This is a genomic window from Bradyrhizobium sp. Ai1a-2, assembly GCF_000426245.1.
Taxonomy (GTDB): Bacteria; Pseudomonadota; Alphaproteobacteria; order Rhizobiales; family Xanthobacteraceae; genus Bradyrhizobium.
Genome location: NZ_AUEZ01000004.1, coordinates 177,171 through 194,847, shown reverse-complemented (window position 1 = coordinate 194,847; position 17,677 = coordinate 177,171). Strand labels below are relative to the sequence as shown.

The following is a 17,677-nucleotide window of genomic DNA, read 5'->3' as shown; positions in this document are numbered from 1 at the left end:
TCTTTCGGAGAACCGGTCTCCACTTTTCCGGATCATGCTCTAACCCCGGGGAAAGAGATTTTGAGCCAGAGCGATCCTACCGATAACGCGCTTGCGGCCATCGCCAGCATTTTGGACGAGCAGCACGCGCCCCCACCGATCGAGAAGCCGCAGGCCGAGCCGGCGGCGGTCGAAGACAAGCCCGCCAGCCCGCCGCCGCTGGAAGCCAACGGCTATTCCAAGGTCGGCCCCGGCCCGATGGCCGCCCTCCGCTTCAAATGGACGGCGCGCGAGCAGGATGGCCAGTATTATGTCGACGAGACCATCGGCGAGAGTTCGAAGCCCATGGTCAGCGGCCCGATGGATAGCGAGGCCGCGATCAAGTTCGTCGACGACCGCGAGACCGAGGCACATCACCGCTTTGAGGTTTTGAAGCAAGAAATGTCCAGCCGGGCCGCTGTCGCGAGCCTGGTCCGCGAGGAAGGCGGCGAGATCTAGTCTTAGCAGCTACGCCGGTCTTGGCGGCCCCAGGAAATCCTTCTTGACGAGATCGACGCCGGCGTGACGCAGGATGTCGTAGACGGTCGTGACGTGAAAGAAGAACTGCGGCACGCTGAAGCTAAGCAGCAGCGACCGCCCGTCGAACGCGCGCCGTGCGCCGCTCTTGAAGGTGAACGCCACCTCCTTGTCGCCGGCTTCGTCGATCGCAGCGCGCGGCAGGCTTTGGACGAAATCGATCGTGGCTGCGATCCTGCGCTTGAGCTCATCAAGATCAGGCTCGATATCACCGAACCTGAGCGGCTCGTGCCCGGCCAGCAGCGCGCAACAGGCAATCGCATGGCGGTTGGCTTCGCCCACCTGCTGCCTGAGACTATACATGTTCGGATAGAGCCGCATCCCGAGCAGCACGGAAGGGTCGATGTTTCGCGTTCTCGCGTAGGCGGAGGCGCGATCAAGCAGCCCGGAAAGATTGCCAAGATACGGCACGAATACGCCGACCGATGCTTCGTAAACTGAGATTGTCACGATTTGACTTCCTTTGATTGGCTCGACGCACGCATCTCACCTAAAGCCGTTTCACTTAATGCCGTTGCAGCAAACTATCATCGCGGCAATCGATGGAGGAAACTTTGATGTTGCGCGCGTTCGTCGGCCTTGTGGCAGCCATGCTGATGATGCCTTCCGCCCATGCCCAGCAAGGAGCCGCATCGCGGCTCGATGAGATCATCCAGCGCGGCACGCTGCGTGTGGGCATGACCGGCGACTACGCGCCGTTCAGCTTTGTCGACAGGACGACGCCCGGCTTCAGGGGATTCGATGTCGATATGGCGGAATCGCTCGGCAAGGCACTCGGCGTCAAGGTCGAATATGTCAAGACGGCGTGGCCGCAGATGACGAACGATTTGGAAGCCGACCGCTTCGACATTGCGATGAGCGGCGTCTCGATCACGCTCGAGCGCCAGAAGAAAGGCTTCTTCTCGATCCCGCTCATGCGCGAAGGCAAGACGCCGATCACCCGCTGTGCGGATGTCGACAAATACCAAACGCTTGCCGAAATTGACCGTGCCGGCACGCGTGTCATCGTCAATCCCGGCGGCACCAACGAGCGCTTCGCGCGGGCGCATGCGAAGAACGCCGAGATCAAGGTTTTCAACGACAATACCAGGATCTTCGATGAGATCGCCAAGGGCGATGCCGACCTGATGATGACGGATGCGGCCGAGACGCGTTACCAGCAGAAGCTACATCCCGGCGTGCTCTGCGCGGTGCATCCCGATCAACCGTTCGACTTTGCGGAAAAGGCCTACTGGCTGCCGCGCGACGTCGCGCTGAAGTTCTTCGTGGACCAATGGCTGCACATTGCGATGGAAGACGGCACCTTCAAGCGCATTTACGCCGCCTGGTTCGAATGATCCAGGCAGCGGCGGACTGGAAGTTTGACCACCTGATGAGCCCTAACTAGACTTGGGGGCCAGCCGTTTGAACCAAAGCCGCTAGTACACGACCTACGTTTTGAAAGTGATCTTGGTCACGTTGCATCAGGTTGCTGATGTGTAGCTTCGCTGACTGGGGATTCCTGCTCAGGAGGTCATCATGAAGAAGCTTCTGGCTATCGCTGCGCTTTTGCTTGCCAGCACCGCGGCGCAGGCCCAGTACACCTTCGAATATGGTGGCCACACCATCCGCATCGACCCCGACCGCGGCACCGTCTCGATCCCAGGCGTCTACGATAATACTGGCCGCAAATCCAAGCGCGCCAAGAGCGAGGAAGGCACTCGCAAGCAGAAGTCGCAGGAAGCGAAAACCGATTCGCAATCCGCGCCGGCCGCGGCCGCTCCCGCTGCACCCGGGCAGATCGCGGCGCCCGTTCCTGCCGCACCGCCTCCGGCGGCGGCCTCCACCGAACCTTCGAGCACGACCGCAGCCGTCTCGCCGAACGACGCCGCGAGCGTGCCTCAGCCTCCACCGGCGCCGCCCGCCCAGCAGACCGCCGTGCCCGCTCCGCCTCCGGCTCCGACAATTGCCACAGCCGCTCCGGCGCCGGTCGCCAGGCCCGTGACATCAGCCGCGGCAGCACAAGCCAATTCGCCGGTCGGCGTGTGGCTGACGGAAGAGAAGGAAGGCAAGGTCCGCATCGAGCAATGTGGCGCCAATCTCTGCGGCTATGCCGTCGATAAGGACTCAAACCGGAACGGCGAGCAGGTCCTGATCAACATGAAGCCGGGAAAAGACAAATGGAGCGGACGCATCCTCGATCCGAATTCCGGCAGCACCTACGACTCAACGATCGCGCTTAAGAGCTCCGACACCCTCCGTGTGCAGGGCTGCGCGTTCGGCGGCATGTTCTGCGGCGGCCAGACCTGGACGCGGGTGAACTGAGCGTTGGTGACGAACCGTAGCCCGGGTGAAGCGCAGCGTAACCCGGGAATCGGGCACGCGGCTCAACCTGCCCCCGGATTACGCTTCGCTCCATCCGGGCTACGGAAACGTGCCGCGAGACTTAGCCGACCTTCGCGTTGTATTGCTCGTCGGTGACGTGCTCCATCCAGTTCGAATAGACGCCGTCGAGCGCTTCCTGCATCGCGATGTGGGTCATGGCGTTGGTGGCCGAAGCCCCATGCCAATGCTTCTCGTTCGGCGGAATCCAGACCACGTCACCGGGCCTGATCTCCCTGACAGGACCGCCCTCGGCCTGGACCCGGCCGACCCCGGAGATCACATAAAGCGTCTGCCCGAGCGGATGGGTGTGCCAGGCAGTGCGTGCACCCGGCTCGAAGGAGACGCGCGACGAATTCAGCCGCGCCGGCGCGGGCGCCATGATGACGGGATCCTGCAGCACCGTGCCGGTGAAATATTCGGCCGGCCCGCGGCGGGTCGGCCGCGCGCCAGCGATATGGATTTCCATGGGCTTACCTCGCTCTTTTAAAGTTATTTCTTGCTCGCGGCGTAGCGCGCCTTGGTCTCGGCATTCATCGGATAGAGGCCCGGCAGTGCCGCGCCATTGTTCACTTCATTGACGATCCAGGCTTCCATCCGTTCCTGCTCCGGCCCTTCGGCCAGCACCTGCTCGAGGAAGGCCTGTGGGATCAGCACCGCGCCGTCCTGGTCGGCAACCACGACGTCGTTCGGGAACACCGCCACGCCCCCGCAACCGATCGGCTCGCCCCAGCCGACGAAGGTCAGTCCGGCGACGGACGGCGGTGCAGCATAGCCGTTGCACCACACCGGCAGTCCCGTTCCGAGCACGCCCTCGACGTCGCGTACGACGCCATCAGTGATCAGCGCGCTCACGCCGCGCTTCACCATTCGCGCACAGAGGATGTCGCCGAAGATTCCGACGTCACTGACGCCCATGGCATCGACCACGGTGATGCAGCCTTCGGGCATCGCCTCGATCGCGGTGCGCGTCGAGATCGGCGACGACCAGGACTCGGGCGTCGCCAGGTCCTCGCGTGCCGGCACGAAGCGGAGCGTGAAGGCGGGTCCGACCAGCCGCTTCTGGCCCGGCTTGAGCGGCTTGGTGCCGCGCATCCAGACGTTACGCAGCCCCTTCTTGAGCAGGACCGTGGTGATGGTAGCGGTGGACACGTGCGACAGCGTCGCGATCGCTTCTGCAGTGAGGGACATCTTGAAAGATCGGCTCCGGTGGGAATGAATTGGCGCCCGCATCTTGCGAGCCGCGACACTCGCGTCAAGGGGGCGAGAATGCAATCACCGATTACGCTAGCTTATCGCCGGCCCGCGGTTTAATTTATTGAAGTTGCTTGGTGATTTTTCACAGGCCGAATTCCACTCCGCAGCAAAACACGCTAGCTTGATGCTCGATGAGCAATGATGCCATGGCCGCAAGCGTAGCCCAACCCCGTCTCCTGCCGAGTGGCGACAGCGCCGTCACGGTGGAATTCAGCCGCGATATCGATGACGCCGCCAACGGGCGGGTGCTGGCGCTCGACCGTAACCTCGCCGCGGCGCAGATCGCGGGCGTAACCGAGACCGTTCCAACCTATCGCTCGCTGCTGGTGCACTATGACCCCGTGCAGATCGGCTTCGGGGCGCTCGGGGAACAACTGCTGACGCTGGCGCAGCGCCCCGATCCGGCCGCCGCAAGAACCCGGCGCTGGCGTATCCCCGTGGCCTATGGCGGCGAACATGGCATCGACCTCGATGACGTCGCCAAGGCCCTCGACGCCACGCCGGACGAAATCGTCAGGCGCCACGTCGCCGGCGACTACCGCGTCGCGATGATCGGCTTCACCCCAGGCTGGTCCTATCTCAGCGGCCTGGACAAGTTCCTGCACATGCCGCGTCGCCAGAATCCACGCGTGCTGACGCCGGCCGGCACGATTTCGATCGGGGGCGTGCAAACTGGGATCCAGTGCATCGCCGGACCCAGTGGCTGGCACCTGCTCGGCCGCACCGCGGTCCGCACCTATCAGCTTCACCGCGATCCGATCTTCCTGCTCGAGCCGGGCGACACCGTCAGCTTCACGCCGGTCGACGCCAAGACTTTCGCCGAACAGGACCGTGCCGCAGAAGCTGGCGAGTTCGTCGCCGAACTGGTCGCCGCATGAGCAAGCTCATCGTCTCCTCGATCGGTCCCGCGAGTTCCGTGCAGGATGGCGGCCGTCCCGGCTCGCAGCGCTATGGGCTGACGCCGAGCGGTGCGATGGATCGCCTCGCTCTGGCGGCCGCGAATACGCTGGTCGGCAATGAGCCGTTCGCTGCTGCAGTGGAGATCGGTCCGTTCGGCGCGAGCTTCACCGCGCGCTGCAGCGCGGTCCGCATTGCGCTCTCGGGCGCCTCGCGCAGCGCTGACATCGCGGGACGAACCATGGCGCTCGACACCTCGGCGACGCTGGCCGACGGCGAGACGCTGACGCTCGGTTTTGCCAAGGGCGGCTCGTTCAGCTACCTCGCGATCGAGGGCGGGATTGCGGGCGAACCGATGTTCGGCAGCCTCGCCGTGAACGCGCGCGCAGGCCTCGGCAGCCCCTATCCGCGCCCGCTCCAGAACGGCGACGAACTGCAGGTGCATCCTGCCAGCGGCGCGGCCGAGCGGCGGATCGAATTGCCCGAACGGCCGGACGCGCCGATCCGCATCCTGTTCGGTCCGCAGGACGACGAATTCTCCGAGGACAGCAAGAAACTGTTCCTCGACAGCGAATGGAAGATTTCCGCGACCAGCGACCGCATGGGCTACCGGCTCGAGGGCCCGGTGATCAAGCATCTGCACGGCCACAACATCGTCTCCGACGGCACCGTGAACGGCAGCATCCAGGTGCCAGGAAACGGCCAGCCGATCGTGCTGATGCCGGACCGCGGCACCAGCGGCGGCTATCCCAAGATCGCCACCGTGATCTCTGCGGATTTCGGCCGCTTTGCCCAGGTTTCCGCCGGACACTCGTTCCAGTTCAAGGCGGTCACGATGGCCGAGGCGCAAGCGGAGGCCCGAAAATTCACCGAACTGCTCCGTACCCTGCCCGACCGGCTGCGCATGCTCGAAAGCCTTGATCTGAACCTCGAAGCGCTCAGTGCGGCCAATGTCGCAGGGCATGCCGTCAATGCCGTCGACGCCGCGACATGGCAGGTGGCGGAATCTGCGACTAGCTAGCCAAAAGCCACCCACTCAAAGCGGGACAAGCACCATGACTGCTACCATCGACCTCAATTGCGATCTCGGCGAAAGCTTCGGCCCATGGGAGATGGGCAATGACGCCGCGATGATCGAGCTTGCGACCTCCGTCAACATCGCCTGCGGCTACCATGCCGGCGACGCCGACATCATGCGCCACACCGTGGATCTGGCAAAGGCGCGCGGGGTGAGCATCGGTGCACATCCCGGCTACCGCGACCTGCACGGCTTCGGCCGCCGCCCGGTTCCTGGCCTGAAATCATCCGAGATCGAGAACCTCGTCGCCTACCAGATTGGCGCGCTGCAGGCGATCGCGACTGCGGCCGGCCACAAGGTGACTCATGTGAAGGCGCACGGCGCGCTCTCCAACGTCGCCTGCGAGGACGAGATGACGGCGAAAGCGATCGCGAGCGCGATCAAGGCGGTCGATCCGAGCCTGATCTTCGTCGTGCTCGCCAACTCGAAACTGGTACGCGCCGGCGAGGAAGCCAACCTTCGCCTGGCGCACGAAGTGTTCGCCGACCGCGCCTATGAGGACGACGGCAATCTGGTTTCGCGCAAGAAGCCGGGCGCCGTGCTGCACGATCCGAAAACGATCGCCGACCGCGTGGTGCGGATGGTGCAGGACGGCGCGGTGGTCTCGGTATCAGGCAAGGTGATCAAGATGCGCACCGATACGGTCTGCATCCACGGCGACACGCCCGGCGCGGTGGAAATCGCGCGCGGCGTGCGGCAGGCCTTGAAGGATGCCGGGATCGCGGTCGCGCCGTTCAAGACAGCGCATTGACAATCCGCTCGACGTCGTGGTGGGCACGCTTCGCCTTGCCCACCTACCAAATCAAAATGGATGGACGGACAACGTGCCGAACACGATCGCCGCGATGACGGCGAACGCGCTATAGAGCGCAATCGTGTGGAATCCCGTCCCCGATTTCCGCGACAGGCTGCGCGCATAAAGATGCAGGCGGGCTTCCGCCGAAAGTTCGCGCATCGTCGATCTCCAGTGCAACATCCGTCGCATATGGAATATCGTTTGCGCTCTGACGCAAGACGACGCGCAAAATAGTGATGCCGGCGCTCCCGGCCGGTTCCTTCGAGGAGAAAACTTCTCCGGCCCGCTTCACGTAAAGAATATTATTCGTTCGAATTTGCGCTGGATTTCGTGATCAATAGACGTCGAGCTGGAACCTGCCCTTCTTCTTGAGGTCGGCGACGAAGGCAATTGCTTCGTCCACCGAGCGGGCGCCGAACTGGGCGACGATATCGACCAGCGCGCGTTCGACATCCTTGGCCATGCGTTTGGCGTCGCCGCAGACATAGACATGCGCGCCTTCAGCAAGCCAGGTCCACAGCTCACGGCCGACCTCGCGCATGCGGTCCTGCACATAGAACTTCTTCTCGCCGTCGCGCGACCAGGCGAGCGACAGCCGCGTGAGCAGGCCGGCCGTCTTCATCGCGTTGAGCTCATCGGCGTAGAAGAAATCGCAGTCGCTGCGTTGATGGCCGAAGAACAGCCAGTTCTTGCCCTGCGCGCCGGTGGCGCGGCGGTCGAGCAGGAAGGCGCGGAACGGCGCGATGCCGGTGCCCGGCCCGATCATGATGATCGGCGTCTTCGGATCCTGCGGCAGTGCGAAGCCATGCGCTTTCTGCACATAGACCTCAAGTTCGTCGCCGGGACTGATGCGCTCGGCCAGGAACGTCGAGGCGAGCCCGAGCCGCTTGCGCTTGTTGATGACGTAGCGCACGCAGTCGACCGTCAGCGACAATTTCCCGGGCGTAGCGTTGTGCGACGAGGAGATCGAATAGAGCCGAGGCTGCAGTGGCTCCAGCGCCTCGACGAAAGCTTCCGGATGCGGCCGCACCTTCGGGAATTTCTGCAGCACCGCCATCACGTCGAGCGTCGCGGCATCGCCGTCCGGATCCTCGCCTTGCGCCAGCGCCCGCGCCTTCTCGCGCTGTGCGCTGCCGGTCAGATAGGTGATCAACTCGAACAGGGAGTCCGGCGCCGGCGACAGCGAGACGTCATTGAGCAGAACGTCGCGCAGCGTCTTGCCGCGGACCTCGGTCATGTGCGAGGCGCCGAGCAGTGCGATGACCTGGTCGACCAGACCGAGATCATTCTTGGCGAAAATGCCGAAGGAATCGCCGACGACATAGTCGAGCCCGCAGGTGGAGAGATCGAACTCGATATGCCAGGTCTCCTTCTCGGAGCCGGCCTTGTTCAGGAGACGCCGCGAGACGAACTTCGCAGGCACCGGATTGTCGCGCGAGCGTCCGGGCTCGCCGGCAGGCGTCACGTTCGCCGTCACGGGCGCGGCAGCGGCTGGTGGTGCTGACGGCGCCTTGTCCAGTTCCTCGTACAGCGACTTCAGCATCCTCGCGGTTTCCTTGCCGCCGGGGACGCAAAGGTTGAGCCGTGCTTCGCTCTTGCCGGCGATGGCCTCGGAGTAGTCATGACAGTTATAGCCGCACTGCCCGCAATCCTGCTGCGCCATCGCTGCCATCATACGCCTTCGCAGCGGCCGCCCCTCAGCGAGCTTCATGCGCTCGGAAATGGGCATGGTCTGGTCATGCCAGGGCACCTCGCCGTCATCGCCGTCGCCGGCCGCGCCTTGCATGACGGCGGCCCCCTGCTCTGCCGACAATGGCGTCGCGACATCGGGCGATAGCAGTCCCGCAAAGAAGCCGTTGAGCCAGGAACGCTGCGCTTCGGAGAACGGCGCGCTGGCGGGGATGATGTCGAGTTTCGGTGGCGGCGTGATCTGGTTCATGCGGATGCCTCGGCGTCAGCGAGCTTGCGCAGCGTCTCGCCATCATGGCGGCGCGCGAAGGACAGGAAGGGTTCATCGGGAGATGAACGATGCGTGAGATAGGCTTTCAGCAGCTTCTCGACTGTCTTCGGCGCGTCCTCCGCCTTGAGGTCGTGATAGACCTCGTGCCCGACATCGGCATCGGGCCCGAAGCCGCCGCCGGTGAAGAGATGATAGCCCTCGACCGGATCGACGTCCTCGCCGGCGTCCACCTTCGCCGCGATCAGGCCGATGTCGCTGATGTAGTGCTGCGCGCAGGAATGATGGCAGCCGGTGACATGGATGTTGACCGGCTTGTCCATGGCAACGCGTGGCTCGCACCAGTCGCCGATCTCGGCGGCGTGGCGCTTGGTATTCGAGGCGGCAAAGCGGCAGCCGGCATTGCCGGTGCAGGCAATCAGCCCGGCGCGGATGTGCGAGGCCTCGACCGCGAGCCCGATCGTCTTGATCGCCGCGATCGCGAGTTCGACATTCTCGTTGCGCACGCCTGGGATCAACAGGTTCTGCCAGACCGTGAGGCGGATCTCGCCGTCGCCGAGATCGCGAGCGATCTTGGCCAATCCACGCATCTGCTCGCAGGTGACCTTGCCGAGCGGCAGCGACACGCCGATCCAGTTCAATCCCTCCTGCTTCTGCTTGTGCACACCGATATGCGCCATGCGGTCCGTCAAAGGCCGCGGCGCCAGCGCCTCAGTCGGCACGCGGGTGAAGGGTTGCTTCAGCCGCTCCTCGACCAGTTTCAGGAATTGGTCGTGACCGATCCCGTCCAGGACATATTTCAGCCGCGCCTTGTTGCGGTTGGTGCGGTCGCCGAGATCGATGAAGACGCGGACGATGGCGTCCGCCACCTTCGTCGCCTCCTCCGGCTTGACGATGATGTCGGAGTACTTTGCAAAATCCTTGTGTCCGGTGATGCCGCCGAGGCCGAGTCGGAACCACACGCCGGGCTCGACGCCAAACCCGTCCTTCACATCCACCGCTGTGAACGCAATATCATTGGTCTCTTCCAGCACCGCGATCCGGCCGCCGCCATCGAAGGCGACGTTGAATTTGCGCGGCAGACCGTAGAGCGAGCGGTCATTGAGGATGTGGTAGTGCCACTCGCGGGCGTAAGCGCGCGTGTCCAACAGCTCTTGCGGATCGATGCCCGCGGTCGGCGTGCCCGTAACGTTGCGGATGTTGTCGGCGCCGGAGCCGCGCGAGCACAGGCCGAGATCCTGGATGCCCTCGATCAGTTTCACGGCGTTCTTCGGCGGGATTTCGCGCACCTGCAAGTTCGCGCGCGTGGTGACGTGGGAGTACGGGCCGCAGAGTTCTTCGGCGAGATCGGCGAGCCCCGCAAACTGCCAGTGCTTCAGGATGCCGTTTGGAATGCGCAGGCGGCTCATGTAGGAATCCTGCGCCGGTGCGACGTAGAACAGGCCGAAATAGCGCCAGCGGAAATTATCGGCAGGCGATGGCGGCGCGTTGTCGAGCGCCTGTTGCTTCAGGCGCGGATAGGCATCGAAGGGATGCTCGTCCCGTTTGAATTTTTCCTGATCGACGAGCTTCTTTCCTGAGGCGATGACCTTGTCCTGCGCCTTGATATGTACGGCGTCGGGGCCGGTCGGCTCGGCACTGGCTTTGGCGGCGCCCCCGCCAAGCCCGCGGCCGACCCGGCTGATCTGCAGGCCGGTGGTAAAGCCTTCGAGGTAGCGTTTCTGCTCGTCGGAGAAGTCGACTGAGAGCGGCTCGATTTTCATGGTCTGCGACGAAGCTCCTGCGGCCACCGCGAGTGGCGTCAACGACGTGGAAAGCGACCGTTCGGAATTCGGCTTGGCCTGGGACTGCCTTGCTTGATTCCTGGAAACGGTCCGATCAGCTTCGTTGCTGCGGAAATCCATCTTGGACGTGAGCCAGCAGGCATCTGCGACAGGCTGGCCGCACTGCAACATTCAAGTTGCGTGCCAGACGATGCCGCAGAAAATATTGCGCTGTTTCAGTATATTAGGCGAGCAGCCCGCAAACCCGGCGGCCAGCCTCATAACGAATTTCGAGCAGCCCGCTCAAAATTTAGCCGAGCCGTGGGGGCTGCCTACGATCGCAGCACAGGCGTTACGGTTTCCAGTAACCGATCTTGAATGCCGCCAGATGCCCCCGGATGTCGTTGGGATCGAAGGGCGGCCCGGCGAAAGCGCCGATCGGCTGGGGCGCATCGGCGTTCGCCGGTTGATGCCCCACAGCCGCGTCGTAGAGGTCGGGCCGGAACACGTCCATGGCCGTCTTCAGCGCATCCGGCTTCATGGCCGCCTGCCCCCACCGCACCATCTGCGCGTAGAGCCACGCGGCCTGCGCCGGGTCGGGTCGCGCCGCGCCTTGCCGCCCGACCAACAGGTAGCGACCGCTTTCGCGCTTGGCGCCATCGGGCGAAATCTTGAGCCGGCCATCGAGCGTGCGTTGGATCACCTCGGCGTCGACGCCGATCCGCTCCGGCCGTGCCAGGAGCGCAGCCGCCTCGGCGCGGTTTTCCGGCCGCTCGATGAATTCGGCGGCGCGCAGATGCGCCCGCACCAGCGCCGCGACGACATCCGGATTCTTTTCCGCCCAGTTCTGCCTGATCGCCAGCACCTTCTCGACCGCGGCGACCAGGATATCGGAAACGAAATGCAGGATATGGCCAATGCGAAGATCAACCGCGACCGAGTTCCAGGGAGCGCCGACGCAGAACGCATCGACATGGCCATTGGCGAGGCTGTCGACCATGTAAGGCGGCGGCAGCACCACCAGTCGCACGTCCTCGTCCGGGTCGACGCCACCTGCCGCCATCCAGAACCGCAATTGATAATTGTGGGTCGAGAACGGAAACGTCATGCCAAAAATCAATGGCTCCGCCCCGCTCTTCCGCCGCTTCGCGACCACGCGCGCCAGCGCCAGCGCCGTTGCCATCGGATCGAAACGGTCGCCGTCGATCTCCTCCATGATCGCAGCATGCAGCGGCGGCGAGACCGTGATTGCGTTGCCGTTGAGGCCGAGATTGAAGGGCGCCACGATCGGCACCTTGACGTGGCCGAGGCCGAGGCTGGAGGCGATCGCGACCGGTGCCAAGAGATGCGCGGCATCGAACAGGCCGATATTGAGCTTGTCGCGGACGTTCGACCACGACACCTCCCGCACCAGGGTGATGTCGAGTCCCTCGGCGGCGGCAAAGCCCTTGTCGGCGGCGACGATCAGCGCGGCGGCGTCGACCAGCGGGATGAAACCGATGCGAAGCGGTGTGGTCATTTGAGCAACTCCGACGCGGTCAGGATCGACTGCGCGATCTCGCCGATCTTCTTTTTCTCGCGCATCGCCGTCGAGCGCAGCAGCACATAGGCCTCGTCTTCGGTGAGGCCTTTCAATTTCATCAGGATGCCCTTGGCACGGTCGATCACCTTGCGCTCTTCCAGGGCGTGCTTGGTGCGGTCCAACTCGTCCTGCAGCCGCGCGAAGGCGTTGAAGCGGGACACGCAGAGGTCGAGGATCGGCTTGATGCGCTGCTTGTTGAACCCGTCCACGATATAGGCCGACACACCGGCCTCAACGGAGGCCTGGATCGAGGCGGCATCGCTCTGGTCGACGAACATGGCAATCGGCCGCCGCACGGCCCGGCTGACCTGGAACATCTGTTCCAGCACGTCGCGGCTGGGGTTTTCCAGGTCGATCACGATGATATCGGGGTCGACGGCGTAGATTCGCGCCAGCAGGCTGTGCATCTCGCTGATATGCACGACGCTGGTATAACCCGCCTCCCGCAGGCCCTCCTCCAGGATCGCGGCGCGGATCGGACTTTCATCGACGATGACGATTTTCGGAGACGACTCGGCGGCCATCGCTCACTCGTGTTCCCTAAAAACTATCCATAGCACGACGGAAGCCAGCTCAAAGTCTTGTAATTATGGACAATTGGGACTAGCTCCTGCCCATCAATCAGGCAGATTTGAATATGCAGCAGGCGGCCGCGCCAAAAATCTCGTTTGTTTCGCTTGGATGCCCGAAGGCGTTGGTCGATTCCGAACGCATCATCACGCGGCTGCGGGCCGAGGGTTATGAGCTCGCACGCAAGCATGACGGCGCGGACATCGTGATCGTCAATACCTGCGGCTTCCTTGACAGCGCCAAGCAGGAATCACTCTCGGCGATCGGCGAGGCCATGGCCGAGAACGGCAAGGTGATCGTGACCGGCTGCATGGGCGCGGAACCCGAGCAGATCGAGAGCGCCTATCCCGGCGTGCTCTCCATCACCGGCCCGCAGCAATATGAAAGCGTGCTGGACGCCGTGCATCGCGCGCTGCCGCCGGTGCACAATCCGCATCTCGACCTGGTGCCGCCGCAGGGCGTCAAGCTGACGCCGCGCCACTACGCCTACTTGAAGATCTCCGAGGGCTGCAACAATCGCTGCACCTTCTGTATCATCCCGAAGCTGCGCGGCGACCTGGTGTCGCGGCCGGCCAACGACGTGCTCCGCGAGGCCGAGCGGCTGGTAAATGCAGGCGTCAAGGAACTGCTGGTCATCTCGCAGGACACTTCGGCCTACGGCGTCGACCTGAAATATGCCGAGAGCCCGTGGCAGGACCGCGCCGTCCGCGCCAAATTCTTCGACCTTGCAAAGGAGCTCGGCGAACTCGGCGCCTGGGTGCGGCTGCAATATGTCTACCCCTACCCGCATGTCGACGAGGTGATCGGGCTGATGACCGAGGGCAAAGTGCTGCCCTATCTCGACATCCCCTTCCAGCACGCGAGCCCCGATGTTCTGAAAGCCATGAAGCGTCCAGCCGCGCAGGACAAGACGTTGGCGCGCATCAAGCAATGGCGCGAGCAGTGCCCGGAGCTCGCGCTGCGCTCGACCTTCATCGTCGGTTTCCCCGGCGAGACGGATTCCGATTTCGCCTATCTGCTCGACTGGCTCGACGAAGCCGAGATCAATCGCGTCGGCTGTTTCAAATACGAACCTGTCGCAGGCGCGACCTCCAACGCGCTCCCCGGCGCGGTGCCCGATGAGATCAAGCAGGAGCGCTACAACGCGCTGATGGCCCGCCAGCAGAATATCTCCGCGCGCCGGCTGAAGCGCAAGGTCGGCACAAGGCAACAGATCATCATCGACGAGGTCGGCCCGACCGTGGCGAGAGGCCGATCGAAGGCCGACGCTCCGGAGATCGATGGCGCGGTCTATCTCTCGAGCCGCCGTCCACTGAGGATCGGCGAGATCGTCACGGCCAAGATCGAACGCTCCGACGAATACGACCTGCACGGCAGCGTCGCCGGATTCTGAGCCGCCTTCGTATCACGATAGTTGCGGCCACTTCGGGCGTTTTGATCCACCGCAATGCTCGGTGAGCGTCCGCGAAACGATATTCAAAATTCAGAGAATCCTGCCGCCACTCCGGCGGCAAGGAATGGCGTTGCCTGATAGTTCGCATCCTGCGAAGCCGCTTTCGCGCGCTCATCTTGGATTGCTATCGAAGGTTATAACAACTTCAAGATGTCACGTTGCATTCACGGACTCGGCCTATGGCTCGCGCACCTTCAAATCCAAGGGGTGAACGATGAGCCGCTTTTCGAAGACACTGCGCACACAGCGTTGGGACGATTACCGCTACTACCACCAGAGCCGCATCAATCAGACGCTGCACCTGATCAGCGCCGTCATATTCCTGGTCTGCTACGGGCTGCTGTTCACCGATCCGGCCATGGCCGGTCTGGTCGGCTGGCTCGCGATGTTGACGCGGCAGACCGGGCATTTCTTCTTCGAGCCTAACGGCTATGACGTCGTGAACAAGGTCACCAACGATTACAAGGAAGCGATCAAGGTCGGGTACAACCAGAGCCGCAAGATCGTCCTGCTTGTCGTCTGGGGCCTCGCGCCGGTCGCACTGTTCGCCTTTCCGACGCTGTTCGGCCTGTTCTCACCGCCGGCCACCAGGCTCGATTTCATCCGCCATGTCGGCGAGGTCTGGCTCGCGATCGGCATCGCTGGCGGACTCGCCCGCATGATCCAGCTCTTCGTCATCAAGGACGTGCCGACGGGGCTGATATGGGTCTGGAAGGTCCTGACCGATCCGTTCCACAATATCGCGCTGTACTACAAATCGCCGCTCGCCCTGCTCCGTGGCGAACTGTTCGACACCTCGATTGCCGACGCCGATTGGGGCGAGGACGAAAGCGAAGAGGCGCCGCGCGCGACTTGACATTACCCGCCCTTGGGCTGTATGGCCCATCGCCATGAAGCTGAACCGGACCATCCGCCGCGCCACTTTCCGTCGTCGCACCCGCGACGATGATGGGTTGCGCCATGTCCGACGCCAGCGCTGACTAGCTAGTTCAGCCTAAGGTTTTCGAGAAGGCCGCACCCTCAAAAGTGCGGCCTTCTTGCGTTGCCGCCTGCCCTTTCATCCCAACCGACCAAGGAGCCTGACATGCCTGACGCTACGCATCCGTTCGACGCGCTGATGGACATCACCGCACGTCCGAAGACCGTGTTTGTCCGCGGCGAAGGCTCCTATCTCTGGGACGATACTGGCCGCCGCTATCTCGATTTCATGCAGGGTTGGGCGGTCAACTGCCTCGGCCATTCGCCGCCTGCTGTCGCCGAAGCGCTGGCCGCGCAGGCCAACTGTCTGTTGACCCCGAGCCCGGCCTTCTACAACGAACCCAGCCTCAAGCTTGCCAATGCGCTCGTCGAAAACAGCTGCTTCGACCAGGTGTTCTTCGCCAATTCCGGTGCGGAAGCCAATGAAGGCGCGATCAAGCTTGCGCGCAAATATGGCGCGAAACACAGAAGCGGCGCCTTCGAGATCATCACCTTCGAAGGCGGCTTTCACGGCCGCACGCTGGCGACCATGTCGGCTTCCGGCAAGAAGGCGTTCGAACCGCTGTTCGAACCGAAGGTGCCGGGCTTCCGGAAAGCGCGGCTCAACGACATCGCCTCGGTGAAGAAGCTGATTTCCTCGAACACGGTTGCCGTCATGCTGGAGCCGATCCAGGGCGAAGCCGGCGTCTGGCCCGCGACCGATCAATTCCTGAAGGAGCTGCGCACGCTGACCAGCGAGCATGGCCTGCTCCTGATCGTCGACGAGATCCAAACCGGCATGGGCCGCACCGGAAACCTCTTCCATTACGAGCATGCCGGGATTGCGCCTGACATCATGACGCTCGGCAAGGGCATCGGCGGCGGCGTACCGCTCGCCGCCTTGCTCGCGACCGAGCATGCGGCCTGCTTCGAGCACGGCGACCAGGGCGGCACCTTCAACGGCAATCCGCTGATGTGCGCGGCGGGGCTTGCCGTGCTGGAACAGGTCAGCAAGCCGGAATTCCTGAAGTCAGTCACCGATACCGGCCTGTTCCTGGAAGGCGAGTTGCAGCGGCTCTCGGCCCGGCACGGCCTCGGCGACATCAGGGGCCGCGGACTGCTCCTGGCGCTCGATCTGAAGCTGCCGATCGGTGCGGCGATCGTGGCGCAGGCATTCTCGAAAGGGCTGCTGATCAACTCGCCGCAACCCGACGCACTCCGCTTCATGCCTGCGCTCAACGTGTCGCGCGCCGAGGTCTCCGAGATGATCGAGACGCTCGATGCGATCCTGACGCAAGCAGGCGCCGCGCGGCGAGTGGCGTGACCGTCTTATCGTCATTGCGAGGAGCGAAGCGACGAAGCAATCCATTCTGTCCTCACGTGCCGGAGGGATGGATTGCTGCGCTTCGCTCGCAATGACGGCGGCGAACTACGGCCTCAGGATCGACGCCCCTGTGGTCGCGCGGCTCTCCAGATCGATATGCGCACGCGCGACATCCTTCAGCGCGTAGGCGTGATTGATCGGCACGTGCAGCTTGCCGTTGATCACGGCGGCAAACAGCGTATCGGCGCCTTCGAGCAATTCCTTCCGGGTGGCGACGTAGTCGTTGAGCTTGGGCCGGGTCGCGAACAGCGAGCCATGGTTGTTGAGTTCGGCGAGCGCGAATGGCGGCACGGGACCGGACGCGTTGCCGAAGCTTACGAACAGGCCGCGCGGCCTCAGGCAGGACAGTGAGCCCGGAAAAGTGGTCTTGCCGACGCCGTCATAGACGACGTCGCAAAGCTCGCCGCGGCTGATCTGCTTCACCCGCGCGACAAAGTCCTCCTCATTGTAGAGGATGACGTGATCGCAGCCATTGGCGAGCGCGAGATCGGCCTTCTCCTTTGAGCCGACGGTGCCGATCACGTGGGCGCCCATCGCGCGGGCCCATTGGCAGGCGAGCAAGCCGATGCCGCCGGCGGCTGCGTGGATCAGCACGCGATGGTGCGGCTCCACCTTGAAGGTCTTGTGCAGGAGATACCAAACCGTCAGCCCCTTCAGCATCAGCACGGCGCCCTGCTCATAGGTGATGTGGTCGGGGAGCTTCACCACCTTGTCGGCGGGGATGACGCGCTCGGTTGTGTAGCCGCCGAGATTGAAATAGTAGGCAACGCGATCGCCGGGATGGAAGTTGGTTACGCCCGGTCCGACCGCGACCACTTCGCCTGCCGCCTCGTTGCCGGCGATGAAGGGAAGACCGGGCGCCTTGTAGAGGCCGGTGCGGAAATAGACGTCGATGAAGTTGAGCCCGATCGCGTGCTGGCGAATCCGCACTTCGCCCGCGGCCGGCGCCGGCACCTCGACATCCTCGTAAGTGAGGACTTCCGGGCCTCCCACCTTGTGCACGCGCACGGCCTTGGTCATGTCGGGCTCTCCCTCAACTATCCGGTAGCCACCGAACCGAATGCCAT

Annotated in this window: 18 protein-coding genes; 9 read left to right on the top strand and 9 right to left on the bottom strand. The window is 63.5% G+C overall.

The genetic code is table 11. The features are described from left to right. Positions 1 to 60 precede the first annotated feature (60 nt). Positions 61 to 477 (top strand): hypothetical protein, encoded by a 417-nt coding sequence (locus K288_RS44730; RefSeq protein ID WP_043159328.1) that lies wholly within the window; start codon positions 61 to 63, stop codon positions 475 to 477. Positions 478 to 486: 9 nt separating this feature from the next. Here the strand turns inward: K288_RS44730 and K288_RS0105280 are convergent, their stop codons facing one another. Then, complete coding sequence (locus K288_RS0105280; protein WP_027578589.1) at positions 487 to 1,005, bottom strand: DUF1993 domain-containing protein; 519 nt, start codon at positions 1,003 to 1,005, stop codon at positions 487 to 489. 107 nt (positions 1,006 to 1,112) lie between these two features. Here K288_RS0105280 and K288_RS0105275 point away from each other — a divergent pair, with 107 nt between their 5' ends. Both K288_RS0105275 and K288_RS0105270 read left to right on the top strand, forming a co-directional pair. Continuing rightward, complete coding sequence (locus tag K288_RS0105275; RefSeq protein WP_027578588.1) at positions 1,113 to 1,892, top strand: transporter substrate-binding domain-containing protein; 780 nt, start codon at positions 1,113 to 1,115, stop codon at positions 1,890 to 1,892. Between the two features lie 181 nt (positions 1,893 to 2,073). Then, entirely contained in the window at positions 2,074 to 2,859 is a 786-nt protein-coding gene (locus K288_RS0105270; protein WP_027578587.1) for a DUF2147 domain-containing protein, read from the top strand. Positions 2,860 to 2,980: 121 nt separating this feature from the next. Here K288_RS0105270 and K288_RS0105265 read toward each other — a convergent pair whose 3' ends face one another. Both K288_RS0105265 and K288_RS0105260 read right to left on the bottom strand, forming a co-directional pair. After that, a complete protein-coding gene (locus tag K288_RS0105265; protein WP_027578586.1) occupies positions 2,981 to 3,385 on the bottom strand; it encodes a cupin domain-containing protein in 405 nt (134 codons plus the stop codon). A gap of 23 nt (positions 3,386 to 3,408) precedes the next feature. Next, complete coding sequence (locus K288_RS0105260; RefSeq protein ID WP_027578585.1) at positions 3,409 to 4,107, bottom strand: ribonuclease activity regulator RraA; 699 nt, start codon at positions 4,105 to 4,107, stop codon at positions 3,409 to 3,411. Between the two features lie 212 nt (positions 4,108 to 4,319). On the opposite strand from K288_RS0105260, the gene pxpB reads away from it, so the two are divergent. The 3 genes from pxpB to K288_RS0105245 are packed head-to-tail and all read left to right on the top strand — an operon-like array spanning position 4,320 to position 6,899. Continuing rightward, positions 4,320 to 5,051: a 5-oxoprolinase subunit PxpB gene (pxpB, locus tag K288_RS0105255; RefSeq protein WP_027578584.1), complete on the top strand. Its 732-nt coding sequence runs from the start codon at positions 4,320 to 4,322 to the stop codon at positions 5,049 to 5,051. Continuing rightward, positions 5,048 to 6,091 (top strand): biotin-dependent carboxyltransferase family protein, encoded by a 1,044-nt coding sequence (locus K288_RS0105250; RefSeq protein ID WP_027578583.1) that lies wholly within the window; start codon positions 5,048 to 5,050, stop codon positions 6,089 to 6,091. Before pxpB ends, K288_RS0105250 begins: the two co-directional genes overlap by 4 nt. 34 nt (positions 6,092 to 6,125) lie before the next feature. Next, the gene (locus K288_RS0105245; protein WP_027578582.1) at positions 6,126 to 6,899 is read left to right on the top strand and encodes a 5-oxoprolinase subunit PxpA; all 774 of its coding nucleotides are present in this window, start codon (positions 6,126 to 6,128) and stop codon (positions 6,897 to 6,899) included. Between the two features lie 51 nt (positions 6,900 to 6,950). Here K288_RS0105245 and K288_RS52160 read toward each other — a convergent pair whose 3' ends face one another. From K288_RS52160 to K288_RS0105220, 5 genes are all read right to left on the bottom strand, one after another. Beyond that, entirely contained in the window at positions 6,951 to 7,103 is a 153-nt protein-coding gene (locus K288_RS52160) for a hypothetical protein (RefSeq protein WP_165421481.1), read from the bottom strand. A gap of 175 nt (positions 7,104 to 7,278) precedes the next feature. Further along, positions 7,279 to 8,883 carry a sulfite reductase subunit alpha gene (locus K288_RS0105235; RefSeq protein WP_027578581.1) on the bottom strand — a complete coding sequence of 535 codons (1,605 nt, stop codon included), beginning with the start codon at positions 8,881 to 8,883 and terminating at the stop codon, positions 7,279 to 7,281. Next, a complete protein-coding gene (locus K288_RS0105230; protein ID WP_027578580.1) occupies positions 8,880 to 10,664 on the bottom strand; it encodes a NirA family protein in 1,785 nt (594 codons plus the stop codon). Before K288_RS0105230 ends, K288_RS0105235 begins: the two co-directional genes overlap by 4 nt. Positions 10,665 to 11,016: 352 nt before the next feature. Further along, on the bottom strand, positions 11,017 to 12,183 hold the full coding sequence (locus K288_RS0105225; RefSeq protein ID WP_027578579.1) for a CmpA/NrtA family ABC transporter substrate-binding protein: 1,167 nt from the start codon (positions 12,181 to 12,183) through the stop codon (positions 11,017 to 11,019). Continuing rightward, positions 12,180 to 12,770, bottom strand: a complete 591-nt coding sequence (locus K288_RS0105220) for an ANTAR domain-containing protein (RefSeq protein WP_027578578.1) — start codon at positions 12,768 to 12,770, stop codon at positions 12,180 to 12,182. The genes K288_RS0105225 and K288_RS0105220 overlap by 4 nt, the downstream gene beginning before the upstream one ends. 113 nt (positions 12,771 to 12,883) lie before the next feature. On the opposite strand from K288_RS0105220, the gene rimO reads away from it, so the two are divergent. The 3 genes from rimO to K288_RS0105205 all read left to right on the top strand — a co-directional run bounded on the left by rimO (position 12,884) and on the right by K288_RS0105205 (position 16,550). Beyond that, positions 12,884 to 14,209, top strand: a complete 1,326-nt coding sequence (gene rimO / locus K288_RS0105215) for a 30S ribosomal protein S12 methylthiotransferase RimO (protein ID WP_027578577.1) — start codon at positions 12,884 to 12,886, stop codon at positions 14,207 to 14,209. A gap of 274 nt (positions 14,210 to 14,483) precedes the next feature. Then, complete coding sequence (locus K288_RS0105210) at positions 14,484 to 15,125, top strand: Mpo1-like protein (RefSeq protein ID WP_027578576.1); 642 nt, start codon at positions 14,484 to 14,486, stop codon at positions 15,123 to 15,125. A 228-nt stretch (positions 15,126 to 15,353) separates the two neighbouring features. Then, positions 15,354 to 16,550: an acetylornithine transaminase gene (locus K288_RS0105205; RefSeq protein WP_027578575.1), complete on the top strand. Its 1,197-nt coding sequence runs from the start codon at positions 15,354 to 15,356 to the stop codon at positions 16,548 to 16,550. A gap of 105 nt (positions 16,551 to 16,655) precedes the next feature. Here K288_RS0105205 and K288_RS0105200 read toward each other — a convergent pair whose 3' ends face one another. Next, entirely contained in the window at positions 16,656 to 17,630 is a 975-nt protein-coding gene (locus K288_RS0105200; protein ID WP_027578574.1) for a quinone oxidoreductase, read from the bottom strand. Positions 17,631 to 17,677 lie beyond the last annotated feature (47 nt).